The organism is Halomonas sp. SL1, from assembly GCF_003030865.2.
In the GTDB taxonomy this organism is placed as follows: domain Bacteria; phylum Pseudomonadota; class Gammaproteobacteria; order Pseudomonadales; family Halomonadaceae; genus Halomonas; species Halomonas halophila.
The window spans coordinates 33,763-59,004 of sequence record NZ_PYUQ02000020.1 but is presented as its reverse complement, the minus strand read 5'-3'; the positions used below and the strand labels follow the sequence as shown (position 1 = coordinate 59,004).

The window sequence follows — 25,242 nt, the reverse complement described above, 5'->3', positions numbered from 1 at the left end:
GTTCAGGCGGCTTGGGTCAGGGAGTGCAGGCGTGTCATGGCGTGGCTCAGGTCGTCGCCGAGCAGCTCCACGCCCGAGGCGTCGAGGTCGGCCGCGCGAATGCGGGCCACCGGGCCGCACAGGGCCACCGGCACCTCGAGCTGCTCGGCCAGGCGCGGCAGCTGGCGGCGCACCAGGTCGGCGCGCTCGGCGCGGCCACTGGCCAGCAGCAGGGCGCTGGCGTGGAAGCGCTCTACGGCCAGCGGCAGCTCCTGTGGCGGCAGCGCGGCGTCGAGCCACTGCACGCGGTAGCCGCGATCGGCGGCGGCCAGGGCGGCCAGCAGCCCCCACAGCGGGCCGTCGTCGGGCAGCGGCACGATCAGCAGCGTGGAGCCGCCGGCCCGGGCGTTGGCGTGATACAGCCGCGTGCCGATGCGAGTGCGCAGGAAGGCTTCCAGAGTGCGGCGCTGCAGGTCGGCGCCCAGGCGGTCGTCCCAGCGCTCCTCCAGCTCGCGCAGCACCGGCTGCCACAGCTCGTCGAGGCAGGTGGCGACCGGATAGAGGGCCAGGGCCTGGTTGAACAGCGCCTCCAGGCGCTCGAGGTCCAGCGCCTCGACGGCCTTGATCAGCTGCTGGCGCTGGCTCCCCCAGTCGCCGGCGGCGGGCGGCGGCGCCTCCACGATCTCGGGCTGTTCCAGCAGCTCGCGGACCTGGCTGACGGGCACGCCGCGGTTGAGCCATTGCAGGATGCGCTCGACGCGGGCGATGTCGTCCTTGGCGTAGAGTCGGTGGCCCTTGGGGGTGCGCTTAGGCTGGATCAGCCCGTAGCGGCGCTCCCAGGCGCGCAGGGTCACGGCATTGACGCCGGTCAGGCGCGAGACTTCGCGAATCGGATAGAGCGGCGCATCGGCCGGATGGTTCGCCTGATCGCTCATGCGGGCCTCTGCCTCGGTGGTGAGATCGGTGACGGAAGGGATGGGGCTTCAACCACCAATTTTGTACAAAAAGCAGTCGATGTACAACACGGCCGTCAGTCGCTCTCGCCGGCCCGCTCGGCGATCACCGCCGCCAGGGCCTCGACGAAGGCCGGATGCTCGCCCACCGGCGGCAGCAGCGTCAGCTGTACCTCGGGGTGCGCCTCGCCGAGGGCTTCGACCTGGCCGGGCACGTCCTTGCGCAGGTGGCGGCCGGCGGCGAAGAACAGCGGCAGGATCTCGGCGTGCTCGACGCCCTCGGCCGCCAGCTCGGCCACGGTGTCCTCCAGCGAGGGCGCGCAGATCTCCATGTAGGCCAGGCGCAGCGGGGTCGCAAGCCGGGCGGATAGCTGCTCGGCCAGGCGCTCGAAGGGTGCCCGCCAGTTAGGGTCGCTGGAGCCGTGGGCCATCAGGATCAGGGCATTGCTCATGTCGGGAAATCTCCGTGGTCGGGAAGGGGATGGCGATGGCATAGCGCCTCGCCCAGGTGGTGGCCGGACAGCCAGGCGTCCTCGATGCGTCCGCCGCGCCAGCCATCGCCGCACAGCGCCAGGCCGGCGTCCGTCAGGCGATGGTCATGGCCCGGCGCCACCGCGCCGGGTTCGGCATAGCGCCAGCGGTGGGCGCCCCGCGCCTGTACCGCCGGCAGGCTGGCGGCGCGGCGGAGCGTCTCGAGCGCGTCGTTCAGGGCGCCGAGCAGGTCCACGGCCACGGCATCCGGGGCGTCCTCGAGCCGGCGTTCGCTCCAGTCGAGATCGGCCAGCAGGGTGATGAGTTCGGGCGCACCGCCGCGGCCGGGCTTGGTGCGGTGGCGGACCACGCGCTTCAGCGGGCCCGCGTCGAACTGCAGCAGCGGCCAATTGGCCTCGGCGCCGGGCAGCGTGAGTGGCGCCTCGAGGCGGGCCCAGGCCGCCCAGCAGGCGCGCTGGGGCACCTGTCGGCATTCGCTCGCGAGCTCCGGCGCATGGGGGGCGATCAAGCCCTCGGCCTGAGGCGCGGGCAGCGCCAGGCTCACCGTGGCGAAGGGGCCATGCGTGGTGCCGCGCTCGTCGATGAGCCGCCAATCGTTACCTGCGCGCGCGAGCGACACGATGCGGGTGCCGGTGTGCAGGGGCAGGCCGCGGGCCAGCTGGCGCGTGACCGCGCTCATCCGCGGCGTGCCGGTGTAGCGGGGGTGGCCGTCGGCGCGCCGCGCTGCCCGGCCCGCTTCCAGCCGCCACAGGGCGTCGGGCCAGGGCGCGGCCACCCCGGCCTGCACCCAGGCGGCCACCTGTTCGCGGAAGGCCGGATGGGCGGCGCGAAAGCTCTGGGCGCCGAGCTCGATGGCGCCGTCCTCGAGCCGGCGACTGGACATCCGGCCGCCGGGGCCGCGACCCTTGTCGAACACGGTGACGTCGTGGCCGGCATCCGCCAGCGCACGGGCGCAGGCCAGGCCGGCGATACCGGCCCCGATCACGGCATGGGAAGGGGGCGTCGAGGTCATGTCGGGCTCATGCAGTCAACGGGGTTTACCGCTAGACTAACAGACGTGTACAAAACCTGTATAACACTTGCTCGACGCCATCCAAGGAGACCGGAATGCGCATACTGATCACCGGAGGCAGCGGATTCGTCGGCCAGGCCCTGTGCCGGCGACTGATCACGGACGGGCATCGGGTCCAGGTGGTGTCGCGAGACCCTGCCCAGGCGCGACTCAAGTTGCCGGAGGGCGTCGACGTGCGTCGCTCGGCGCTGGACTTCGTCGATACGCCACCGGAGGCGCTGGTCAACCTGGCCGGCGAGCCGATCGCCGGCAAGCGCTGGAGCGAGGCGCAGAAGGAGCGGCTGCTGGATTCCCGGCTTGGCGCCACCCGCGAGCTGGTGCAGCTCTGCGAGCAGCTCAAGGCGTCGCACGGGCGCGCGCCGTCGGTGATGGTCTCGGCCTCGGCCATGGGCTACTACGGCGACCAGGGCGACACCGTCGTCACCGAGGAGACGCCGCCCCACGACGAATTCGCCCATCGCCTGTGCCAGCGCTGGGAGGCAGCCGCCGAGGGCGTGACGGCCTTCGGCACCCGGCTGGCGATCCTGCGCCTGGGCCTGGTGCTCGACGCCGGCGGCGGCATGCTGCAGCGCCTGCTGCCGCCCTTCAAGCTGGGGCTGGGCGGGCGCCTGGGCGATGGCACTCAGTTCATGCCCTGGGTGCATCGCCAGGATCTGGTGAACGCCATCCTGCTGCTGCTCGAGCGCGACGACCTTCAGGGGGCCTTCAACGGCAGCGCCCCGCATCCGGTCACCAATGCCGTCTTCACTCGCCTGCTGGCGCGGCATCTGCACCGCCCGGCGCTGCTGCCGGTGCCGGCCAAGGTGCTGGAGATCGGCCTCGGCGAGATGTCGCGGCTGCTGCTGACCGGTGCCGACATGCGACCGGCGCGCCTGGAGGAGGCGGGCTTCGTGTTCCGCTTCCCGACCCTGGAGGAGGCCCTGACCGATATCCTCGGCTAGTGAAACGCCGATTTATTGCTGCGCTCGACGACCTGCAGGGATGCAGGAAGTGCATAGGTTCGTCGGGAACGAACCTAGTGATCCTGGGCGCCGGCGGTGCCGGGGCGCCGGTCCGATCGGAATCCTCATGTAGCAGGCTACACTCCGGTTGATTCGGAACCTTCGGTTCCTCACCGGGCCATCCTTCGGATGTTTTGTCGCTACGCTCGGCTCTGCGCTCCGGCGGCACCCAGGCTAGGCGCCCCCACCTCTCATCGCTCGCGACATAAATCAGCGCATCCCTTTCGCATTTCCATGCCCTGAAACGACGAGCCCCCGCCGGCAGCGTGCCGACGGGGGCTCTTGGTTAAGGCGTCAAGACGGGGCGCCGGGGACAGGTCGAAGAGGGGGTTTTTGGCCATGGGTGAGGCGGATTCCGCCGAACGGGCTGGCCAAGGATGGCCAGCACCGGACCTGCAAGCGGAGCAGGATGCGAGAGCGCCGTAGGGCCAAAGTAGCGCTCAGGGATGGGTTCATAGCGCCCCTCGGCGGTCCGGCGCTCCGGGACCTGTCGCCGGATCAGCCCCGGAGGGCGGCGACAGGTCTCGTCCGGGGGAGTCGCCTCGCCTAGCGGGAGTTCTCGTCGATGGTGACGATGACCCGCACCGCATCCAGCCGCAGCCGGGTGCCCTCGATGGCGGCGTCCAGGGCGGCGCGCTCCTCGCGCAGCGCCGTCAGCTCGTCCTCGCGCACCGCGGGGTTGCGGCGGGCCAGGGCCTCCAGGCGGGTCAGCTCGGCGTCCAGCGCCTCGCGCATGCGGGCCTGGGCGGCCTCGACGATGGTCGGCAGCTCGCGCTCGGCCTCGGCCTCGGCGCGGTCGAGCAGGTCGCGGAGCTGCTCGTGGCGGCTCTTGATCAGGTCGCGGGCGGCGGCCTTCTTGACCTTCTGCAGGTTCTTCGACAGCCCGGTGAAGGAGACCTTGGCGGTCAGGTTGGCGCCGGACTCGTCGAGCAGCACGCGCACCGCGGTCGGCGGCAGGAAGCGGTTGAGGTGCAGCCGCTTGGGGGCCGGGCAGTGGGTGCGGAACACCAGCTCGGCCATCAGCCGGCCGCCGGGGATCGACGGATGCTTGAGCAGCGCCAGCGCGGTGTTGCCCATGGTGCCGTCGAGGATGCGGCCCATCATCTCGCGGGTCAGCGGGTGCTCCCAGGACAGGCGCTGAACGTCGTCGCGCCCCAGGGCGCGCTCGCGGGAGAAGGTGGCCGAGAAGCCGTCCTCGCCCTTCACCAGCCCCGGCAGGCCGTCGAGCATCTGCGGGCCGGGCTTGAGGTGCTGGATGTCGTTGCCGATGTCCTTGGCATCCACGCCGAAGATGTCCAGTGCCTGGTCGATGTAGCGGCGCAGGGCGCGGTCCTCGTCGAGCTCGCGGATCGCCTCGATGGTCTGCTCGGCGCGCTCCGGGCGGCAGGCGTTGAGCTCGAGCAGGCGGTTGCGGCCGGCGTCGCGTTCGGTCATGCGGCGGTCGAAGAGCTCGCGGGTGTCCGCGATCACCTCGTCCAGGCTTTCCTCGTCGAGCAGGGCGTCGGCCAGGGCGTCGCCGAAGGCGTCGAACAGTTCGCCGCCCAGGCCGTGGGGCGCGCCGAAGGCGTCCATGCCCTCCTGATACCAGCGCAGCAGCTGCTCGCCGGGGCTGGCGGCGAACACCGGCACGTGCAGCTCGATGGCGTGGCGCTGGCCGATGCGGTCGAGGCGGCCGATGCGCTGCTCGAGCTGGTCCGGGTGCAGCGGCAGGTCGAACATCACCAGGTGGCGGCAGAACTGGAAGTTGCGGCCCTCGGAGCCGATCTCCGAGCACACCAGCACCTGGCAGCCGTCCTCGTCGTCGGCGAAGGCCGCGGCGGCGCGGTCGCGCTCGACCAGGGTCAGGTCCTCGTGGAACACCGGGGCCTGCACGCCGCCCAGCACGCGCAGGCCGTCGGCCAGGCCCTGGGCGGTCTCGCGGTCGTGGGCGATGACCAGGATCTTGTCGTCGCCGAGCTCGGTGATCCGCTCCAGCAGCCAGGTCACGCGCGGGTCGAACTGCCACCAGGGCTCGGCGTTGAGCGGGTCGTTGGCCAGCGCCTGGTACATGGTGTCCAGATAGACCAGCACCTCGGGGTGGTCGAGGCCGGTCTCGATCAGCAGCTCGTCGAGGTAGTCCTCGTCGCGGCCCAGGCGGCGTAGCACCCGGCGGTAGGCGGAGGGCAGCTCGAGGCGGTCGACGTGCAGGCGACGCTCGGGGAAGCCGCCGACGTGGCGGCGGCTGTTGCGGAACATCACCCGGCCGGTGCCGTGGCGGTCGAGCAGCTGCTCGCGCAGCTGGCCGCGGGCGGCGGCCTGCTGGTCGTCGCCGCTCTCGGGGTCGGCCAGGGTGGCGAGCAGCGCGGCGCTGTCGGGGTCGTCGCTGACGGCCGCCACGGCCTCGCGGTCGGCGGCCTCGCCGGGCAGGCGCTCCAGGGCATCGATGGCGGCGGCCACCTCGGCGTAGTGGCGCTCTTCTTCCTGGAAGGCCGCCAGGCTGTGGTAGCGATCCGGGTCGAGCAGGCGCAGCCGGGCGAAGTGGCTGGCCTGGCCCATCTGCTCCGGAGTGGCGGTCAGCAGCAGCACGCCGGGCACGCTGGCGGCCAGGCGCTCCACGCAGGCGTAGCCGGGGCCGACCTCGTCGGCGTTCTCGCTCCATTCCAGGTGGTGGGCCTCGTCGGCGATCAACAGATCCCAGTCGACGGCCTCGGCCTGGGCCTGGCGGTGCGGGTTGGCGAACAGCCAGTCCTGGCTGGCCAGCACCAGCTGGCCGGCCTCGAAGGGGTTGCCGTCGCCCTGGGCCAGACTCTGCTGCTCGTCGAGCAGGGTGACCTCCAGCGAGAAGCGGCGCAGCAGTTCCACCAGCCACTGGTGGGTGAGGCTCGCCGGCACCAGGATCAGGGCGCGCTCGGCGCGGCCCGTCAACAGCAGGCGGTGCAGGATCAGGCCGGCCTCGATGGTCTTGCCGAGCCCGACCTCATCGGCCAGCAGCACCCGCGGCGCCTGGCGCCGGGAGATCTCGTCGGCGATATAGAGCTGGTGCGGGATCAGGTCGATGCGCGGGCCGGCCAGGCCCAGCGCCGGGTTCTGCTCGGTGCGATGATGGTGGTGCAGGGTGCGGAAGCGCAGGTCGAACCAGTCGTTGCGGTCGACCTGGCCGGTCAGCAGGCGGTCGCGGGCCTGGTCGAACTGCATGGAGTCGGCCAGCCGCGCCTCGGGCAGCTCGCGGATCTCGCCCTGGTCGTCCTCGCCGATGTAGACGATCAGTCCTCGGGACTCCTTGCTGTCGTCGACGGTCATCTCCCAGCCCTCGGCGCACCGGATGCGGTCGCCGCTGCCGAAGATCACCCGGGTCAGGGGGGCATGCTGGATGCTGTAGGTCCGGGTTTCCTGGCTGGCGCCGAAGAGGACGGTGATGCTGCGCGCGTCGCAGTTGAGGATGGTGCCCAGGCCGAGTTCGGCCTCGCCATCGCTGATCCAGCGCTGACCGGGAGAGAAGTCGCTCATGATGCCTCGGGGGATGCTAGGGATCTGGTCTCGTGCCGCGGGCCACACCCGACCCTCGGCGACAGGGCGCGGTATCTTACAGCAATCCCCGGCGCGGCTTAAGAGGCTTCCCGGGGTTTCCCCTAGCAATCTCGGTTCGCCTCGGATGATGTCTCAATCGTCGGCAAGCCTGCGAGCGGGGCCGGCCTTCCGGAAACGCACGAATACTTCCCTGTAGCTCCCGGCGCCCTGCGGCGCTCTCGCGTCCCGCTACGCTTGCAGGACCGGTGCTGGCCCTCCATGGCCAGCCCGTTCGGAGGAATCCTCCTCACCTATAGCGCAGGAGTTCCTCTACGGCTTGCCGACGTGGTCGGAACTGGTGCCTACTCCGCGTCCAGCCAGCCATCGAGGGTCGCTCGGGTCAGCTCGCCGACGTGGCGCTCCCGGGTGCGGCCCTCGGCGTCGAACAGCAGGGTGGTGGGCAGTCCCGGGGCATCGCTGGCCACCATCAGCGACTGGCGCGGGTCGAGCAGGGCGTGCTCGAAGGTGAGTCCCTGGGCATCGAGATAGCGCGCCACCGGCAGCAGGTCCTCGCCCTGGTTGACCACCACCACGGTGACGTCGTCCCGGGCGTCGGCCTCGGCGAGCAGCGGCAGCTCGCGGCGGCAGGGCGGGCACCAGGTCGCCCACAGGTTGACGATGACCGGCTGGCCCGAAAGCTCGGCGAGATTGACCGGCTCGCCCTCGAGGTTCTCGAGCGTCAACTCGGGCAGGGCGCGAGGCGTGATGCCGCTGCCCAGCGGCGCCCAGCTCATCAGCGCCAGCCAGGCCAGGGTGGCGCCGATCGTCAGGCCCTGGGCGCCGAGCATGGCGGCCAGGCGGTCGCGCAGCGCCCAGGCGCTCCAGGCCAGGGCGGCGAGCAGGCCGAGCCACGCCTGATAGCCCGGCAGCCACAGCTTCAGCGCGTCCAGCGGCGCCGCTTCGTAGGCCGGCAGGTTCAGGGCCACGTGGCCGAGCCGCGCGCCGACCAGCCAGGCGATGATCAGGCCGTTGAACCAGCGCGCTCGGCGGGCGCGGGGCAGGCGCAGGGCCAGGGCGGCGGCGACGAGCAGCAGCAGAGCACAGGCCAGGGCGTAGAGGCGGGGCAGGGGAAGCAGCACGGGCCCGAGGGCGATGGCATCCATGAGGGCTCTCTCGAGGCAGGGTCGGCGCGTCGGGCCGGACCGGGTACACTGGGCGAATTGACCCCACCAAGCCTACTGTCGGCGGGCGGGGCTGTCATCCAGCGGGAGCACTCATGGCACGACAGGCCTTCGACACCCTGCGGGCCCTGGCCATTGCCAGCCAGGCCCTGGGCTTCATCCTCATCATCACCCTGGAAACTATGCTCGGCGACGCGGCACGCGTGTGGCAGGGCTGGACCCTGGTCGCCATGGTGGCGGTCGCGCTGTGGATCGCCCTGGTGCGCCTCTATCGTCGCAACAAGGCGCGCAAGGCCATGGCGCGTCGCCTGGCCGACGACGACTGAGCAAGGCCCGCGGCTTGATGTCCGTCAAGCTCACGGGCGATCCCCGGCCGCCTGCGCCGCCAGCGACTAGGCTGAAAGGACCGTGGGGAGCGGAGCGTTTCCCCTGATCCGCCTGCAGGAGGCCACCATGTATCAGTCCATCCTCGTGCCCGTCGACGGCTCCGAGCACTCCGCCAAGGCGCTGGGCGTCGCGGCGCAGCTGGCGCGGGGCTCCTCCGCGTCGCTGATCCTGCTGACCGTGGCCGAGTATCCGCCCGGTAACATGGGGCTGTTCACCGGCGGCATGCCCGAGCCCTTCACCGCGGACAACTGGAACGATATCGCCGACTCGCTGAAGGCCGACGCCGACGATGCCCTGCAGAAGGTGCGCGACGCCGTCGACCTGAGCGGCCTCGAGGTCGAGTCAGTGGTGCGTCAGGGCATGCCGGCCGAGACGATCCTCCATGAGGCATCTCAGCGCGGCGTCGACGCCATCGTGATGGGCAGTCGCGGGATCAGCGACATGCACGGCATGATCTTCGGCAGCACCTCGCACAAGGTCAGCCACGTCGCCGAGTGTTCGGTCATTACCGTAGCCTGACGCCCGCCTACACCAGCGACAGCAGGGCCGTGGCCAGCAGGTCGGGATCGTAGTGCGGCGTGCCGCTCTCGCCGATCAGCCGGGTGTCGATCAGAGTGATGCCGAGCTCTTTCAGGAAGGCGTCGGACAGCTCGCCGGGGTAGTCGCCGCGCGCCCGGTCGAGCAGCACGAAGTTCACCAGTTCGTGGGCGGGGCGGGCTTCGCCGATGTCGCGGCGCAGGGTATCGAGCAGCACGCTGATCTGCTGCTCCAGTCCCATGCCGGCCTGCTCGGGGTCGGGGCTCGAGTTGGGTATGAACACCTTGGGGCAACGGTTGGCGTGGATGGCCCGGCCGACGCCTTCCGGCAGCAGGTTGGCCAGCAGGCTGGAGTAGAAGCTGCCCGGCGGATAGCAGATCAGCTCGGCGGAGGCGATCAGCCGGCGGTTCTTCTTGCGCAGCCTGGCGGTGACGGGCTCGTCGCGGTCGCGACTGGCCGAGAGCTCGAGGCCGGCGATGGGCGAGGTCAGCGGCGCGACCTCCTTGCCGGTGATGCGGTGCTGGCCCAGCACCCGGCGGCCGTCTTCCAGCGTGACCGCCAGGTGGTAGTCCTTGTTGACCACGGCGCGCACCGTGCCGCGCACGTGCACCAGCTTGGAGAACAGGAAGATGATCGGATCGAGCTGCTGGTGGTTGTTCAGGTAGCCGCCCGCTAGGATCAGGTTGCCGATGCTGGCGCCGCGCAGGTCGAAGTCAGCGGGCATCGCCTCGCGGAAGAAGCCGAGCTGGTGGCAGATCAGCCGGCGCATGGGGTTGGAGATGTCGTCGGTTAGCGGATGGCGCCCGCTCACCAGCGCATCCAGGGTCGCGCGCAGGGCCGACGGTTCGCCGTCCTTCGGCAGCCGGTGGGTGAACAGCCGGTAGACCTCGGGATGGCCGAGGATGGAGTCGTCGGCCAGCGCCATCAGCCGGCTGCGCAGGTCGCCGATGGCGGGCATGTGGAAGGCCTCGCGCAGCTTGGCGGAGCTGCCGCCGGAGTCGAAGGGCGTCACCAGGTGGATGGAGTTGTGGGTGTAGTGCTGCAGCCGCCGTGACACGCCGTTGAGGGCCGAGCCGCCGCTGAAGAACAGCAGACGCGGGCCCAGTTCCGGGGCCTTCTGGTAGCGCTGGACCCGCAGCGGGTCGGGCACCAGGGCGGTGCGGGTGACGCGAACGTCGACCATGCCGTCGATCTTCCCTGTGGCGGACTTTCGGGCTAGCTTGCCTGCTTTCGGCCACGGTGTCGCGGGCTTGAGTGGCGCGGGGCGTTGTCACAAATATGTCATATTTTTTGTGGCATGCTAACGATGTGTGACGTACGAGCGACTCGAACATGGCCGAGCTGATTCCCGGGGTGCGCAATTCGGCCAGAGCGCTGATCCTGCGCGACGAGCGCCTGCTTCTGCTGAGGAAGCAGGGCGACGTCTATGCCCTGCCCGGCGGCGGGCAGGACACCGGCGAATCCCTGGAGACCGCCCTGCAGCGGGAGTGCCGCGAGGAGATCGATACCGAGGTGCTGTCGCCGACCCTGGTGCGGGTCTGCGACTACGTCAAGCTCAAGCGCACCGAGCCGCCGCTGCGCCGACACCAGGTCGACTTCCTGTTTCTCGCGACCGTGCCCGATGACTACACGCCGCGTAGCGGTACGAGCCCCGACAAGCGCCAGCTCGAGGTGTGCTGGGTCGGGATCGATGCCCTTCCGCGGCTGGCGTTCTCCCCCTTCTATCTGGCCGATCTGCTGCCTCGCCTGGTGGGCGCCGGCGCGCTCCCGGCCGAACCACTCTATGCGGGCGAGTTCCATGACCCAGCGGATACCTGACAGCATCCAGGACAACCTGCGCTTTCTGTGCGTCGAGGTGGACTCCCAGCTGGCCAATCTCCAGGCCTTCTTCGCCACCCCGACCGCGGCCATCGCCCGGCGCGTCTCGGAGCGCGACGGCTACGCCCGCAACCTCAAGATGCGCATCCATGCCGACTGCGTCCGGCGGCTGTCGCGCAAGAAGACGGGCCAGGCGCGGCGGCGCATCCTGCGCAGCCTGGAGCTGGTGGCGACGGACCTGGACCGCCTCACCGAGCTGGCCCGCGAGGGCGTGCGCCAGCTGGTCGACGTCGACGATCCCGCGGTGCTGTCGCCGGAGGACTTCCCGCCGATGCTGGCGCTGGTGCGCTCCGGCGTGGCCATGGTCGAGGGCGCGGTCGCCGACAGCGACACCCAGCAGGCGCTGCAGATCGGCCGCCTCCAGGACACGCTGCACAAGCGCGTCCAGCAGCGGGTGGGCGACGGCGTCACCGCGCTCAAGCAGCGCGACAACAGCACCGAGGACCTGACCCGGGCGCTGTTCGTGGCCCAGACGATCCGCCAGATGGGCGACGTGCTGCTGCATCTCAGCGAGGTGATCATCTCGGCCAACCTGGGGCAGTCGATGAACTTCGAGCGCTATCGCTCGCTGCACTCGCTGGTCGAGGAGCTGGCCGATGGCGAGGACGAGGCCTTCAGCATGGCGCCCATCGCCGAGACCCGATCGGGCAGCAGCATCTCGGGCATCTCCACGGGCGATGACGACGACTACGTGGCGATCTTCAAGGACGGCCTCAAGCGCAAGGTCAAGGAAGAGCGCCAGGGGGTCGAGAGCTGGCACGAGATCTATCCCGGCCTGGCGCCCAGGATCCTGTCCTACAAGAAGCGCGGCCAGTCGGCGGCGCTGCTGATCGAGCACCTGCCCGGCTTCACCTTCGAGCACATCCTGCTCAACGAGTCGCCCGAGCTGCTCGACGAGGCCCTCAAGCGGCTCACCCGCACGCTGAAGTCGGTGTGGCAGGAGACCCATACCGACACCCCGGTCGCCGCCGGCTACATGCAGCAGCTCGAGAAGCGCCTCGGCGAGGTCTACAAGATCCATCCCGAGTTCCGTAGCAGCGGCGCGACGGTGTGCGGCGTCGAGCTGCTCGGCTTCGATGCGCTGGTCGAGCGCGCCAGAGTCCGGGAGGCCGAGCTGGGTGCGCCGTTCTCGGTGTACATCCACGGCGACTTCAACGTCGACAACATCATCTACGACCCGCTCGAGCGGCGGATCAACTTCATCGACCTGCACCGCTCCAGCTACATGGACTACGTGCAGGACGTCTCGGTGTTCATGGTCTCCAACTATCGGCTGCAGATCATGGATGCCCCGCTGCGCCGTCGCATCATGGGCCTGGCCCAGGACTTCTATCGCACGGCGCGGCGCTATGCGACGTCCCGAGGCGACACCACCTTCGAGCTGAGGCTGGCGCTGGGGCTGGCGCGCTCCTTCGCCACCTCGACCCGTTTCATCCTCGACCAGTCGCTGGCCAGCCGCATGTTCCTGCGCGCGCGCTATCTGCTCGAGCGGGTCCTGGCGGCCGATCTGGAGAAGGCCGACCGTTTTCGTATTCCCATGAAGGAGATTTTCGTTGACTGACCCCAATCCCAGGATCGGCGTGGTGGGCATTCCCGGCAAGTGGTCCACCGAGGTGCTGGCCGACGCCATCGAGGCGCGGACCGGGTTTCGTGCGGTGATCGACCTTCAGCACATCAGCCTCGACCTGACCACCGGCCGCCTCGACCACCGGGGCCTGGATCTCGGCGAGCTGGACGCCCTGGTCGTGAAGAAGATCAGCGCCGAGTACAGCCCCGACAGCCTGGATCGCCTGGAGCTGTTGCGGGCGGCGGAGGCCCGGGGCGTGCGGGTGTTCAGCGGCGCCGAGAAGATGCTGCGGCTGATCAATCGCCTCAGCTGCACCCTCACCCTGCGCCACGCCGGCATCCCGATGCCGGAGACGGTCGTCACCGAGGACGTCGACAGCGCCTGCGAGGCCGTCCAGCGCTTCGGCGAGGCGGTCTTCAAGCCGCTGTTCTCGACCAAGGCCCGGGGCATGTGCGTGATCTCCGCCGACCAGTCGCCGGAGGCGCTGCGCGCCGAGGTCGAGGCCTTCCGCCGCGACAATCCGATGATGTACCTGCAGCGCAAGGTCGAGCTGCCCGGCCGCGATCTGGGCATGGTGTTCGCCGGCGGGCGCTACCTCGGCACCTACGCCCGCGTGCCCCAGAGCGGCGACAGCTGGAACACCACCATCCACAGCGGCGGCCGCTACGAGGCCTATGCGCCCTCGGAGGCGCTGATCGACCTGGCCACTAGGGCCCAGGCGCCCTTCGGCCTGGACTTCACCACCGTGGACGTGGCCGAGACCCCGGACGGCCCGATCGTCTTCGAGGTGTCCGCCTTCGGCGGCTTCCGCGGCGCCCTGGAGGGCGCGGGTATCGACGCCGCCGGCGCCTACCTCGACCACGTGCTGAGCGAGCTATGAGCACCGCGAACGCCACGCCGGCGGCCCTGGCCGAGACGCTGATCGGTGAGGCCGAACTGCTCGAGCGTGCGCTGGTGCTCGACATGGGGCGGGCGACGCTGGCGATTCGCTCCAACTCGGCCGCGCTGCTCGATCGTCTCGGCGACTACTTCGCCCACTGCCTGGCGCCCCAGGCGTCGGCGACGCTCGAGGTGATCGCCATCGAGCGCGAGGCGCCCGTGCTGGACACCGCCTTCGTCGACTGGGCCCGCGAGCCGGGCAAGACCGGGCGCAAGGACAGCGTCCACGACCTGCCCGGCGGCCGGCTGGTGCGCAAGGTGCGCACCGGCATGGTGTTCCTGCAGAGCGCGCCGCACTGCATCGCGGCCGGGCCCTGCCTGGCCCACGACAACCAGGTGGTGAACTTCGTCATCGCCCAATACATGAATCACCTGCAGCGGGCGGACTGGCAGGTCTGCCACGCCGCGGCGCTGGTGCGCGACGGCCGGGCGCTGGCCATCGCCGCCTTCTCCGGCGGCGGCAAGTCCACCGCCATGCTGCACGCCCTGGAGCATCCCGCGACCGTCTTCCTGACCAACGACCGGCTGTTCCTCAAGCGCGAGGGCGGCGAGGTGCGGGCCGCCGGCGTGCCCAAGCAGCCGCGCATCAATCCCGGCACCGCGCTCCACAATCCCCGCCTCGAGACGCTGATCCCGGCCGCGCGCCGGGATCAGCTGAGGGCGCTGCCGGCCGACGCGCTGTGGGAGCTGGAAGAGAAGCACGACGTGCCCGTCGCCGCGCTCTACGGTCCCGATCGCCTGACTGATGAGGCGACCCTGGGAGGCTTCGTGGTCCTCAACTGGCGCCGCGACGACGCGAGCTCGCCGCGGGTCGCCGCCGTGGATCTGACGCAGCGTCGCGACCTGCTGGCGGCGATCATGAAGTCGGCGGGGCCCTTCTATCAGCGTGCGGACGGCAGCTTCCTGGCCGACGACGAGCCCCTCGACGAGGCCGCCTACCTGGACGTGCTGGCCGGCGTGCCGGTGTTCGAGGTCAGCGGCGGCATCGACTTCAATGCCCTGGTGGCGGGGCATCTCATTCCCCTGCTGGAGGGCTAGCCATGTCTCGCGAGCTGCTGTTGCTGCGCCACGGCAAGTCCGACGGGTCGGTGCCGGTTGACGATCTCGAGCGGCCGCTGAAGAAGCGCGGCAAGCTCGGCGCCCAGCGCATGGGCGCCTGGCTGGCCGAGCAGGGGCGGGTGCCGCAGCGCATCCTGACCTCGCCCGCCGAGCGCGCCCGGGCCACCGCCGAGAAGTGCGCCAAGGCCATGGGGCTGACCGCCGAGGCCGTGACGCTGGAGCCGGCGCTCTACGAGGGCGATCCCGAGGCGCTGGCGCACGTGGTGGCGCGCTGCCCGGACGATATCTCGCGGCTGATGGTGGTCGGCCACAACCCCGGGCTGGAGGAATTCCTCGACTGGCTCTCGCCCGAACCGCTTCCCGACGCGGAAGACGGCAAGCGACTGCCCACCGCGGCGCTGGCGCGCCTCGGCCTGGACGTCGCTTGGGCGTCGCTCGCCGCCGGCGGGGCGCGGCTGCTCGAGCTACAGCGCCCGAAGGTGCTGCCCGAGGGCTTTCCCTTCCCGTTTCCCGACGGCGCCGAGCGGCGCGAGCGGCCGGCCTACTACTACACCCAGTCCGCGGTGCTGCCCTATCGCTGGCGCGATGGCGCACTTGAGGTGCTGCTGATCGGCTCGAGCAGCAATCGCCACTGGAGCCTGCCCAAGGGCATCGTCGAACCGGGGCTTTCCCCCGAGGCCTCGGCGCTCAAGGAGGCGGGCGAGGAGGCCGGCATCAGCGGCGCGATCGCCGCGGTGGCGCCGGGCCACTATCGCCAGGCCAAGTGGGGCGCGACCTGTGAGGTGGCGCTGTTCGCCATGCGCGTCGACGCCGAGCAGCCGCAGCATGACCGCGAGGAGCCGCACCGTACCCGGCGCTGGTTCGCGCCCGAGGAGGCCGCCGCGGCGGTCAAGGGCGAGGCGCTGGCGAGCGAGCTGCGCGCGCTGGCGGCGCGTCTCCAGTCGGGAGGCGCGTCATGACAAATCGCACGCCCCGCACCATCGCGGCGCTGATCCGCCATGGTGACTATCACCAGCTGGCCGATACGCCGAGCGCCCACCAGCCCTTCCCGCTGACCGAGCGTGGGGAAGTCCAGGCCGCCGAGGCCGGTCTCGCGCTGGCGCAGACCCTGGCCGCCGAAGGCTGGCGCCTGGCCGAGACCATCGATGCCTCGCGCCTGCTGCGGGCCTGGCAGACCGCCGAGGGCCTCAAAGCGGCGCTTTCCTCGGCCGGCGTGCCGTGCGAGGCGGCGCCGCGGGTCGAGAGCTTCTCCGCCCTGGCCGAGCGCGGGCTGGGCTGCGCGGCGAACCTGACCGCGGCGCAGATCGCCGAGGTGGTCGCGGCGGACCCGCGCTGCGGCGAGCTGCCGGCGGACTGGAAGTCGAACAGCCACTTCCGCCTGCCGCTGCCCGGGGCGGAGTCGCTGATGGAGGCCGGCGAGCGCGTCGCCGAGCATCTCGAGTCGCGCATGGCCGCGCTGTCGGCGCAGGCCGGTCAGGACACGCTCAAGGTCTTCGTCGGCCACGGGGCCTCCTTCCGCCACGCCGCCCATCGACTCGGCGTGCTGGCCTTCGACGACATCGCCCGGCTGAGCATGTATCACGCCGCGCCGGTCTACCTGGAGCGCGATGCCCACGGCCGCTGGCATCATGTCGGCGGACGCTGGAAGGTGAGGGGCGGCGATGGCTACCACGACTAGCCCAGGCGCACCGGGGCGTCATCGAACCGTCACCTCGAGGTCATAGGCTGGCCCGTTCCCGCTTCCTTCTTCCCTTCTTTCTCCAGGAGCCCGCACATGGCGAGTGGTCAGGCCCGTTCCGAGACATCCGGCGTGAATGTCGGCGATGAGGGCCGCGGTGTTCCCCGCGGCTTTCCCCGCTACAAGGGACCGTCGTGGCTGACCGAGGCGCTGCCGACCACCGCGGAGCCCTGGGTGCCGGGCGGGCGCAACGCCCAGGCGCGGGGCGGCAGTTCGCCGGCGGTGGTCACCCGCCTGCTGCGCCGCGCGGTGTCGCATCGCCCCTGGGCCTGGCCCGAGCGTCGGGTCTTCTTCATCTCCGACCCGCACGCCGATGCGCAGGCCTTCGTGGGCTCGCTGGTGGCCTCGGGCGGCGTGAAGCAGACCGGGCCGGGCCTCGATGAGATCCGCCTGACCAAGCGCGGCCGCAAGGGCGCCTTCGTGATCGGCGGCGACTGCCTGGACAAGGGGCCCAGCAACCTGACGCTGCTGCGCAGCCTGCGCCGGCTGATGGACAGCGGCGCCCGGGTGACGCTGCTGGCGGGCAACCATGACATGCGCCTGCTGATGGGGCTGATGGCCCTGGAGCACGAGCGCTCGCCGCGCACCGAGCACCTCTTCGTGCGCATGGGCAGCAAGGCCATCCCGCTGCTCAAGGAGGTGTACGCCGAGTACCTGGCCGGCAAGAAGAAGCCGCTGGCCGGCGTCCCGGGCAGGAAGGGCTGCCGGCGGCGGCTGTTTCCCGACGAGGGCTGGTTCGAGGCCTTCCCGGCCATGGCCCGGGAGCAGATGAGCGACAAGGCCATCGAGCGAGAGCTCGCCCGGCTGCGCAAGAAGGTGGCGAACTTCGAGGCCGCCTGCGAGAAGGCCGACCTGACGCTGCGCCAGGTCTACGCCGCGTCGCAGGTGCTGTGCGCGCTGTTCCTGCGCCCGGAGGGCGAGTTCGCCTGGTTCTTCGAGGCCATGCGGCTCGCCCACCGGGAGGGTTCCTTCCTGTTCGTGCACGCCGGGCTGGACGACAGCACCGCTCGCCTGATCGAGGACGAAGGCGTCGAGGCGTTGAACCGGCGCTTCTCCGAGCAGGTGCTCGAGGATCCCTTCGGGTTCTACTATGGGCCGCTGGCCAACACCCTGCGCACCAAGTATCGCAAGGTCGATTTTCCCCTGACCGAACTCGGCGTCGACCGCGTCTATCGCCAGGGCATCCACGCCGTGGTGCACGGCCATATCAACCTCACCGCCGGGCAGCGCCTGATGATCCGCCGCGGCATGCTGCACATCGAGGGCGACATCACCCTGGACCGCAACTCGCGTCGCAAGGAAGGGCTAGAGGGGCATGGCATGGGCGTGACCATCATCGACCCGGGGGGCCGGGTGATCGGCATCAGCAACGACTATCCGCATGCCAAGGTCTTCGAGCCGGAGCGCTATCTCGAGAAACGGTGTGCGGCCACCCAGAAGAAGGCAAGACCATCATGAAGACCGAGAAGAGCCTCTTCCGGCACGAATCGCTGCAGAGCATCAAGGGCGCCCAGGAGATCCTCAAGGCGATCACCAAGGGACTGGCCAAGGGCGTGCTGTCGTTCTCGGACGACGAAGGCGAGATCCGCCTCGCGCCCAAGGGGCTGATCAATCTCAAGATCACCGCGCGCAAGGAAGACGATTACCACCGCTTGGACATCCGCCTTTCCTGGCAGGCCAATGACGGCAAGGCGAAGAAGTCGACGCTGAAGGTCGGCCACGACGAGTAGGGATCGTCTTTCCTGAAACGCGTTGAGACGACGACGCCCTGGCCAGGCGGCCGGGGCGTCGTGTATTGCAGGGCAGGGCCGATTCAGCCCGCCGGTCTGATCAGGTGCTTGACCTCCAGGTAGCCCGCCAGCCCCCAGGGGCCCAGCTCGCGGCCGATGCCGCTGATGCCGAAGCCGCCCCAGCTCGCCTCCGGCAGCACCAGCTGCTCGCTGTTGAACCAGATGCTGCCGGCCCGTAGCGCGCGGCCGACGCGGCGGGCGCGGTCGGCGTCGCCCGAGATCACGGTGGCGGCGAGGCCGAAGGCGGAGTCATTGGCCAGCGCGATCGCCTCGGCATCGCTGTCGACGCTGCGGGCGCACAGCACCGGGCCGAAGACCTCCTCCCGCCACAGTCGGCTGCCGACGGGCACATCGCGATACAGGGTCGGCGCGACGAATTCGCCTTGGGCGGGCAGGTCGCGGTGCCGGGCGTCGCGCACCGCGATAAGCCCCTCCTCGGCGGCGATGGACAGGTAGCCTTCCACGGCCTCGCGCTGCCGCGCGCTGGTCATCGGGCCCATGTCGGTATCGTCGGCCAGCGGATCGCCCAGGCCGATGGCATCGATGCGCGAGGCCAGCGCCGCATAGAGCGCGTCGGCCAGCGATGCATGCACGATCAGCCGCGAGGTGGCCGAGCAGATCTGCCCGCTGTTGAAGTAGATGCCGGCCATCACCCAGTCGGCGGCGGCCTCGACCTCGGCGTCGTCCAGCACCAGGATCGGCGACTTGCCGCCGAGTTCGAGCGAGACGCCCCGGGTGCCGTCTGCGGCGGCGCGCATGACCTTCTCGCCCACGGCGTTGCTGCCGGTGAAGGACAGCTTGTCGATGCCCGGATGGGCGGTGAGCGGCGCGCCGATGCCCTCGCCGTCGCCGTGCACCAGGTTGAGCACCCCGGCCGGCAGGCCGATCTCGAGGGCGATCTCGGCCACGGCCTGTTCGGGCAGCGGGGTGACCTCGGAGGGCTTGAACACCATCGTGCAGCCGGCGGCCAGCGCCGGGGCGATCTTCCAGGCGCTGGTGACCAGCGGGAAGTTCCAGGGCGTGATCAGCCCGACCACGCCGGCCGGGTCCTCGTAGGTGCAGGCCTCGATGCCGTCCATGCCATGCTCGACCAGGCGCCCCTGGCGGGCCTCCAGGTCGCGGGCCTGGCCGGCGTAGTAGCGATAGCAGGCGATGGCATCGTCGAGATCGATGGCGGTCTCGGCCAGGGCCTTGCCGTTGTTGGTCGAAGACAGCCGCATCAGCGCCTCGCGGCGCTCGGCGAGGGCGTCGGCGAAGGCCTCGAGATAGGCCGCCCGACGCTCGCCGCCCAGCGCCTGCCAGGCGGGCAGGGCACGACGCGCGGCGTCCACCGCGGCGTCGACGTCGGTCGGGTCGCCGGCGGTGACCTCGGCGATCGTCTCCTGGCGGTAGGGATCGGTCACCGGCAGGCGGCGCTCGCTGCGGCTCGCGATCCAGTGGTTGTCGATGAACTGCTGGGTGAGTCGTTGCATGTCAGGCTCCAGGTCCGAATTCAGGCGAGGCGGCGCGAGCCCAGGCCGCGGCGTCGACTTCGATCAGCAGCGGACCGTCGGCGGGGCGGCTGGACAGCGCCTGGGCCAGCTCCGCGGGGGCGGCGACGCGGGTGGCGGCACAGCCGAAGCCGCGGGCCACGGTGAGGAAGTCCGGGGCCTGGAGGTCGACGCCGAGGCGGGTGACGCCGGCGTCGTCCATGAAGCGGCGGATCTCCTCGTAGCCCTGGTTGTGCCACAGCAGGATCACTACCGGCAGGCGTTCCTCCACCGCGCAGGCCAGCTCCGGCAGGGTGAACATCACGCCGCCGTCGCCGACCAGGGCCACCACCGGCAGGTCGGGGCGGGCGAGGCTGGCGCCGAGCGCCGCCGGCAGGCCGTAGCCGAGGGTGCCGTAGCCGGTGGAAGCGTTGAAGAAGCGCCGCGGGGCCGGCTGGGCGACCAGGTGGTTGGCCGCGTAGGTGGTGGCGCAGGAATCGCCGACCAGGATCGCCTCGGGCAGGGCCTCGCGCAGGGTGTCGAACAGCGGCACATAGGCGGCAAAGGCCGGGTCCTCGGCGAGCCCCATCGCCTCATGGGCGGCCCGTGTACGCTCGGCGCCGCCACGGTTCAGCCGGGTTCCTTTGAAGTGCGACGCCAGGGCCGCGAGGGCCTGGCCGGCGTCGGCCACCAGGGCCAGGTCGGCGGCCTGGTTGCGGGCCAGCTGCTGGGGATCCACGTCGATGCGGATCAGTTGGCCGTCGAGCGTGAAGCCGTCGTCGAACACCACGTCGTAGTCGGTCTCGCCGAGCTCGGTGCCGATGGCCAGCACCACGTCGGCGTCCCGTGCCAGCTCGCGCACCGCCGGCAGCGAGGCGTTGGCGCCCAGGTCCAGCGGATGGTCGCGGCCGAGCAGTCCCTTGGCGTTGATGGTGGTGACGGCGGGGGCATCGAGCGCCTCGACCAGCGCGCGAGCGGCCTCGGGGGCGGCCACGCTGCCGCCGCCGAGCAGCACCAGCGGGCGTGCGGCATCTGCCAGCCAGGCGCCTGCTTCGGCGATGGCCACGGGATCCGGCGCGGCCTTGGCCAGTGCCGCTCGCTGCCAGTGCCGCGGCGTGCGGACCGGGGCATCGAACAGATCGATGGGAATCTCGAGATGCACAGGCCCCGGCCGTGCGCCTTCGAATACCGCGAAGGCCCGGGCCAGCGTTTCGGGCAGGCCCTCGGGGTCGAGCAGGGTGTGGCTGAAGCGGGCGACCCCGGCGATCAGCTGCTGCTGGCTCGGCAGTTCATGCAGCCGGCCCTGCCCGCGACCCAGGGTGTCGCGGCGATTGACGCTGGAGATCACCAGCATCGGCACCGAGTCGGCCAGCGCCTGACCCATGGCGGTGGCGATGTTGGTCATGCCGGGCCCGGTGATGATGAAGCACACCCCGGGCTTGCCGGTGGCGCGGGCGTAGCCGTCGGCCATGAAGCCGGCGCCCTGCTCGTGGCGCGGCGTGACATGGCGGATGCCGCTGCCCTCGCCGCCGGCGAGGCCGCGGTAGAGCTCAACGGTATGCACGCCGGGGATCCCGAACACGGTGTCCACCCCGTAGGTGTCGCGCAGCAGGCGAATCAGCAGGTCGGCGCAGGTCATGGGCGTTTCTCTCTCAGGATTCAGGCTCTCGCGGTTCATGGGGATCGTCTCAGCCCACCAGCCAATGGCCCATGAACACGATGATCGGCAGGGTGATGGCGGTGCGCAGCAGGAAGATCACCACCAGCTCCCACAGCTTGAGCGGGATCTTCGATTTCAGCAGCAGGGCGCCGATCTCGGACATGTAGATCAGCTGGGTCAGCGACAGGCAGGCGATCACGAAGCGGGTCAGCTCGCTCTCGATGTCGCTGGCCAGCACCGCCGGCAGGAACATGTCGGCGAAGCCCACCAGGGTGGCGGGGGCGGCGGCCTCGGCCTCGGGGATCCGCATCCATTCCAGCACCGGCACCATGGGCGCGGAGAGCCAGGTGAACAGCGGCGTGAATTCGGCCAGCACCAGCGCCACGGTGCCGATGGCGATCACCAGCGGCAGCAGGCCGAGGAAGATGTCGGCGACGTTGAACAGCGCGATGCGTGCCAGCTTGAGCGGACCCGGGGCGGTCTCGGCACGTGCCACGGCCATGCCCAGGCTGTAGCGCAGCAGGCTCTGGTCGCCGGTGTTTTCTTCCTGAATCTGGCAGCCTACTGGCTCGTGGTAGGCGTTCGACTTGCGCGACAGCGGCGGCAGGCGCGGCACGATGACGGCGGCGACCAGGCCGGCGACCACCACGGTCAGGTAGAAGGGCACGAACAGGTGGTTGATGCCGATGAAGCTGGTGACCAGCAGGGCGAAGGCGATCGAGACGATGGAGAAGTTGGTGGCGATCGCCGAGGCCTCGCGGGCGTTGTAGTAGCCCTGCTCGTACTGCTGGGTGGTGATCAGCACGCCCACGGTCCCGGATCCCATCCAGGAGGCGGTGGCATCGATGGCGCTGCGCCCGGGCAGGCCGAAGATCTTGCGGAAGGGCGTGCGCACCAGACTGCCGATGAACTCCATGAAGCCGAAGTCGACCAGGAAGGGCAGCAGGATGGCGGCGAAGAAGAAGAAGGTCAGCAGTACCGGGGCCAGGTCGTTGAGCATCACGCCCCCGGTGAAGGAGGCGGTGACCGCCTCCGGGCCGACCTGGAAGTAGGTCATCAGCGCGAACGCCGCGCCCAGCACGCGCATGATCACCCACAGAGGCGCCACGTCGAACAGCTCGTGCAGGGCGCCCTCGCGGGCCCAGGCGGGCCGAGTCAGCTTGACCGTCAGCGTCAGCGCTACGGACAGGCACAGCACGACCGTGGCGATGGTCGGCAGGGCATCGCCGAGCAGCGCCTTGAGGCCGTCGGCCATCAGGCCCATGCCGATGTTGATGGTGTCGCCGGTGGAGAAGGGCACCAGGAACAGGCCGATGCCCAGCAGCGAGGGGATCAGGAACTTCAGCAGTCCGGCGCGGCTCAGCGGTGCCGCGCGACTGGCCAGTTGGGTGTCGAAGGAGTTGGCCATGGGGTTTCCCTATTGATCTTGTAATGGGTAGAACCCGGCCCCGGGGGGGGGGGCGGGTCGGGTCGGCTCAGTCGCGGTGTATCACGCCGGGCAGCACGCAGAGCATCTCGTAGAGCAGGGTGGCGCCCATCAGCGCGGTGTTGCCGCTGGTGTCATAGGGGGGCGAGACCTCGACCAGGTCGCCGCCGACGACGTTGAGGCCCGCCGCGCCGCGCACGATCTCCAGCCCCTGCTGGGCGGTGAGGCCGCCCATCTCGACGGTGCCGGTGCCGGGGGCGACCGAGGGGTCCAGGCCGTCGATGTCGAAGGAGATGTACACCGGGCCGTCGCCCATCTGCTCGCGCACTTCGGCCATCAGCGGCGCCAGCGACTTGTACCAGCACTGCTCGGCGGTCACGACGCGGAAACCCTGGTCGCGGCACCAGTCGAAGTCGTCGGCGGCGTAGCCGGTGCCGCGCAGGCCGATCTGCACCACGCGGTTGCTGTCCAGCAGGCCCTCTTCCTGGGCGCGGCGGAAGGGGCAGCCGTGGGCGATTTCCTCGCCGAACATGTGCTCGTTGACGTCGGCGTGGGCATCGATGTGAATCAGGCCGACCGGGCCGTGCTTCCTGGCGATGGCGCGCAGCAGCGGCCAGGTCAGGGTGTGGTCGCCGCCCATCGTCAAGGGCACGCAGTCGTGAGACAGCACCTCGTCGTAGAAGCCGGTGATGATGTCGAGGTTCTTGGGCAGGTTGAAGGTGTTGATCGCCACGTCGCCGATGTCGGCGACCTGCAGGCTGTCGAAGGGCGCGGCGCGGGTGGCCATGTTGTAGGGGCGAAGCATGCGCGACTCGTCGCGGATCTGGCGCGGCCCCAGGCGTGTGCCGGGGCGGTTGGAGGCGCCGATGTCCATGGGCACGCCGATGAAGGCGGCATCGAGCCCGGCGGCGCTGTCCTGGGTGGGCAGGCGCATCATGGTGGCGGGGCCGCCGAAGCGTGGCATCTCGTTGCCGCCGAGGGGCTGGTTAAAGTCGCTCATTGGGGCTCCATATCATTGGGGTTGTTCATCGTTACCTTAAGCATGAAACGTGCCACTTTTTAACTAGCTGATATTGTTGGAGGTTTAGAGTGTGTCGATTCATTTCTGGATCGCTGGCACCGTGGCCGTGATACATTGGTGAATCGCGCGATTCATTTATGCATCACGGGGCCTTCCATGAGCGAACTCGACAGCTGCATCCTGCAGACCATCATCGACACCGCCCACGATCACTTCTTCGTGGTGGATACCGAGGGGCGGGTCTGCGAGGTCAGCCCGGCCGCGGCGGCGGTCTATGGCATGTCTCGTGAGGAACTGTGCGCCACGACCGTGCAGCAGCTCGAGGCCGAAGGCGTACTGAAGCCCTCGATCAGCCTGGAGGTCATCCGCACCGGCAAGCCGGCCCAGCTGATGCAGGTGACCGGCACCGGACGGCGGGTGATCGCGCAGGCGCATCCGGTGTTTCAGGGCGGCCAGCTGGTGGCGGTGGTCAGCCGGTCGATGGACCTGACCGACCTGCAGATGCTCCAGGAAGAGTATGCGTTGCTGCAGCGTCGCTTCAGCGAGCATCTCATGCGTGGCGGCGGCGCCGAGGAGCCCGGTCTGGACGTCGACCTGGGCGAGCTCGAGGTGCGTAGCCGGGTGATGCGCGAGGTGGCGCTGCTGCTGCAGCGGGTGGCGCCGACCGACGCCACGGTGCTGATGCTTGGCGAGTCGGGCGTCGGCAAGACCGCCTTCGCCCGCCAGCTGCACCGCTGGAGCGCGCGCGGCGATGGGCCCTTCATCGACGTCAATTGCGGCGCCATTCCGGAGAGCCTGTTCGAGTCGGAGATGTTCGGCTATCGACATGGTGCCTTCAGCGGTGCCGCGCCGGGGGGCAAGGCGGGTCTCCTGGAGCAGGCCGAGGGCGGGACCCTGTTCCTCGATGAGATCGGCGAACTGCCGCTGGCGATGCAGACCAAGCTGCTCAAGACCATCCAGGACGGCAGCGTGACCCGGCTGGGCGATACGCGGGCCAGGCGCATCGACTTCCGGCTGGTGGTGGCGACCAACCAGGACCTGGCCCGGCGGGTCGAGGAGGGGGCGTTCCGTCTCGATCTCTACTATCGCCTCAATGTGATACCCGTCACCCTGCCGCCGCTGCGCGAGCGCCGCGAGGACATACCCGGTCTGGTCGAACGCCAGCTGAAGCGTCTCAACGCCCGCTATGGGCGTGACAAGCTGATCGGGCGTGACGTCTGGCAGGAGCTGATGGGGCGGGACTGGCCGGGCAACGTGCGGGAGCTCGAGAACTGGCTGGAGCGGGCCTGGCTGTCGGCCGGGGAAGATATCATTCGTGGCGAGCGCGCGGCCGCGGAATGGTCGGCGCCGCTGCCCGAGACGGAGCCGGGCCGGAGCATCGAGGGGAGGGCCGCCGCCACGCTGCTCGAAGGGGAATCGCTCAAGGCCATGCTGGCGCGCACCGAGCGGGCCGTCCTCGCCGAGCTATGCGGCGAGCTGTCTTCCACTTATGCCATGGCCGAGCGGCTCGGCATCAGCCAGCCCAGCGTGGTGCGCAAGCTTCGTCAGCATGGGCTGCGGATCGGGCAGTGGGGGTAATGAAACAAGCCGAGGGAAACGAAAAACGC

Annotated in this window: 22 protein-coding genes; 12 read left to right on the top strand and 10 right to left on the bottom strand. The window is 70.2% G+C overall.

The annotated features are described in order from the left end of the window. Nucleotides 1–2: 2 nt before the first annotated feature. The 3 genes from C9J49_RS13730 to C9J49_RS13720 all read right to left on the bottom strand — a co-directional run bounded on the left by C9J49_RS13730 (nucleotide 3) and on the right by C9J49_RS13720 (nucleotide 2,436). A complete protein-coding gene (locus C9J49_RS13730; RefSeq protein ID WP_035596449.1) occupies nucleotides 3–914 on the bottom strand; it encodes a MerR family transcriptional regulator in 912 nt (303 codons plus the stop codon). A gap of 95 nt (nucleotides 915–1,009) precedes the next feature. Next, the gene (locus C9J49_RS13725) at nucleotides 1,010–1,384 is read right to left on the bottom strand and encodes a sirohydrochlorin chelatase (RefSeq protein ID WP_046077792.1); all 375 of its coding nucleotides are present in this window, start codon (nucleotides 1,382–1,384) and stop codon (nucleotides 1,010–1,012) included. After that, on the bottom strand, nucleotides 1,381–2,436 hold the full coding sequence (locus tag C9J49_RS13720; RefSeq protein ID WP_107182436.1) for an NAD(P)/FAD-dependent oxidoreductase: 1,056 nt from the start codon (nucleotides 2,434–2,436) through the stop codon (nucleotides 1,381–1,383). Before C9J49_RS13720 ends, C9J49_RS13725 begins: the two co-directional genes overlap by 4 nt. 95 nt (nucleotides 2,437–2,531) lie before the next feature. On the opposite strand from C9J49_RS13720, the gene C9J49_RS13715 reads away from it, so the two are divergent. Further along, the gene (locus C9J49_RS13715; RefSeq protein ID WP_107182435.1) at nucleotides 2,532–3,437 is read left to right on the top strand and encodes a TIGR01777 family oxidoreductase; all 906 of its coding nucleotides are present in this window, start codon (nucleotides 2,532–2,534) and stop codon (nucleotides 3,435–3,437) included. Nucleotides 3,438–4,043: 606 nt separating this feature from the next. On the opposite strand, the gene rapA is transcribed toward C9J49_RS13715, so the two are convergent. Next, complete coding sequence (gene rapA / locus C9J49_RS13710) at nucleotides 4,044–6,983, bottom strand: RNA polymerase-associated protein RapA (RefSeq protein WP_107182434.1); 2,940 nt, start codon at nucleotides 6,981–6,983, stop codon at nucleotides 4,044–4,046. 362 nt (nucleotides 6,984–7,345) lie between these two features. Continuing rightward, a complete protein-coding gene (locus tag C9J49_RS13705) occupies nucleotides 7,346–8,146 on the bottom strand; it encodes a TlpA disulfide reductase family protein (RefSeq protein ID WP_046077788.1) in 801 nt (266 codons plus the stop codon). A gap of 113 nt (nucleotides 8,147–8,259) precedes the next feature. Between C9J49_RS13705 and C9J49_RS13700 the strand changes: the two genes are divergently transcribed. Together C9J49_RS13700 and C9J49_RS13695 are read left to right on the top strand one after the other, a co-directional pair. Further along, complete coding sequence (locus C9J49_RS13700; protein WP_046077787.1) at nucleotides 8,260–8,490, top strand: hypothetical protein; 231 nt, start codon at nucleotides 8,260–8,262, stop codon at nucleotides 8,488–8,490. Between the two features lie 127 nt (nucleotides 8,491–8,617). Further along, nucleotides 8,618–9,070 (top strand): universal stress protein, encoded by a 453-nt coding sequence (locus C9J49_RS13695; RefSeq protein ID WP_046077786.1) that lies wholly within the window; start codon nucleotides 8,618–8,620, stop codon nucleotides 9,068–9,070. Between the two features lie 7 nt (nucleotides 9,071–9,077). Here the strand turns inward: C9J49_RS13695 and C9J49_RS13690 are convergent, their stop codons facing one another. After that, nucleotides 9,078–10,271, bottom strand: a complete 1,194-nt coding sequence (locus C9J49_RS13690) for a GAK system CofD-like protein (RefSeq protein WP_107182433.1) — start codon at nucleotides 10,269–10,271, stop codon at nucleotides 9,078–9,080. 149 nt (nucleotides 10,272–10,420) lie between these two features. Here C9J49_RS13690 and C9J49_RS13685 point away from each other — a divergent pair, with 149 nt between their 5' ends. The 8 genes from C9J49_RS13685 to C9J49_RS13650 all read left to right on the top strand — a co-directional run bounded on the left by C9J49_RS13685 (nucleotide 10,421) and on the right by C9J49_RS13650 (nucleotide 17,999). Further along, nucleotides 10,421–10,906, top strand: coding sequence for an NUDIX domain-containing protein (locus tag C9J49_RS13685; protein WP_052719240.1), 486 nt, complete (start codon nucleotides 10,421–10,423; stop codon nucleotides 10,904–10,906). Further along, complete coding sequence (locus tag C9J49_RS13680) at nucleotides 10,887–12,527, top strand: phosphotransferase (protein ID WP_107182432.1); 1,641 nt, start codon at nucleotides 10,887–10,889, stop codon at nucleotides 12,525–12,527. The genes C9J49_RS13685 and C9J49_RS13680 overlap by 20 nt, the downstream gene beginning before the upstream one ends. Further along, a complete protein-coding gene (locus C9J49_RS13675) occupies nucleotides 12,520–13,413 on the top strand; it encodes a GAK system ATP-grasp enzyme (RefSeq protein ID WP_107182431.1) in 894 nt (297 codons plus the stop codon). The genes C9J49_RS13680 and C9J49_RS13675 overlap by 8 nt, the downstream gene beginning before the upstream one ends. Further along, nucleotides 13,410–14,510 carry an HprK-related kinase B gene (locus C9J49_RS13670; protein WP_052719238.1) on the top strand — a complete coding sequence of 367 codons (1,101 nt, stop codon included), beginning with the start codon at nucleotides 13,410–13,412 and terminating at the stop codon, nucleotides 14,508–14,510. The genes C9J49_RS13675 and C9J49_RS13670 overlap by 4 nt, the downstream gene beginning before the upstream one ends. Nucleotides 14,511–14,512: 2 nt before the next feature. Further along, nucleotides 14,513–15,490: an NUDIX domain-containing protein gene (locus C9J49_RS13665; RefSeq protein ID WP_107182430.1), complete on the top strand. Its 978-nt coding sequence runs from the start codon at nucleotides 14,513–14,515 to the stop codon at nucleotides 15,488–15,490. Next, nucleotides 15,487–16,209 (top strand): histidine phosphatase family protein, encoded by a 723-nt coding sequence (locus C9J49_RS13660; RefSeq protein WP_046077782.1) that lies wholly within the window; start codon nucleotides 15,487–15,489, stop codon nucleotides 16,207–16,209. Before C9J49_RS13665 ends, C9J49_RS13660 begins: the two co-directional genes overlap by 4 nt. Before the next feature lie 96 nt (nucleotides 16,210–16,305). Continuing rightward, nucleotides 16,306–17,727, top strand: coding sequence for a metallophosphoesterase (locus C9J49_RS13655; protein WP_107182429.1), 1,422 nt, complete (start codon nucleotides 16,306–16,308; stop codon nucleotides 17,725–17,727). Continuing rightward, the gene (locus C9J49_RS13650; protein ID WP_035596484.1) at nucleotides 17,724–17,999 is read left to right on the top strand and encodes an amphi-Trp domain-containing protein; all 276 of its coding nucleotides are present in this window, start codon (nucleotides 17,724–17,726) and stop codon (nucleotides 17,997–17,999) included. The genes C9J49_RS13655 and C9J49_RS13650 overlap by 4 nt, the downstream gene beginning before the upstream one ends. 83 nt (nucleotides 18,000–18,082) lie before the next feature. On the opposite strand, the gene C9J49_RS13645 is transcribed toward C9J49_RS13650, so the two are convergent. From C9J49_RS13645 to speB, 4 genes are all read right to left on the bottom strand, one after another. Beyond that, nucleotides 18,083–19,531, bottom strand: coding sequence for an aldehyde dehydrogenase family protein (locus tag C9J49_RS13645; protein ID WP_107182428.1), 1,449 nt, complete (start codon nucleotides 19,529–19,531; stop codon nucleotides 18,083–18,085). A gap of 1 nt (nucleotide 19,532) precedes the next feature. Continuing rightward, the gene (locus C9J49_RS13640; RefSeq protein WP_107182427.1) at nucleotides 19,533–21,167 is read right to left on the bottom strand and encodes a 5-guanidino-2-oxopentanoate decarboxylase; all 1,635 of its coding nucleotides are present in this window, start codon (nucleotides 21,165–21,167) and stop codon (nucleotides 19,533–19,535) included. A gap of 49 nt (nucleotides 21,168–21,216) precedes the next feature. After that, nucleotides 21,217–22,596 carry a YjiH family protein gene (locus tag C9J49_RS13635; RefSeq protein ID WP_107182426.1) on the bottom strand — a complete coding sequence of 460 codons (1,380 nt, stop codon included), beginning with the start codon at nucleotides 22,594–22,596 and terminating at the stop codon, nucleotides 21,217–21,219. 67 nt (nucleotides 22,597–22,663) lie between these two features. Continuing rightward, entirely contained in the window at nucleotides 22,664–23,614 is a 951-nt protein-coding gene (gene speB, locus C9J49_RS13630) for an agmatinase (RefSeq protein ID WP_107182425.1), read from the bottom strand. Between the two features lie 177 nt (nucleotides 23,615–23,791). On the opposite strand from speB, the gene C9J49_RS13625 reads away from it, so the two are divergent. Next, nucleotides 23,792–25,213: a sigma-54-dependent Fis family transcriptional regulator gene (locus C9J49_RS13625; protein WP_107182424.1), complete on the top strand. Its 1,422-nt coding sequence runs from the start codon at nucleotides 23,792–23,794 to the stop codon at nucleotides 25,211–25,213. The last annotated feature ends 29 nt before the right edge of the window (nucleotides 25,214–25,242 follow it).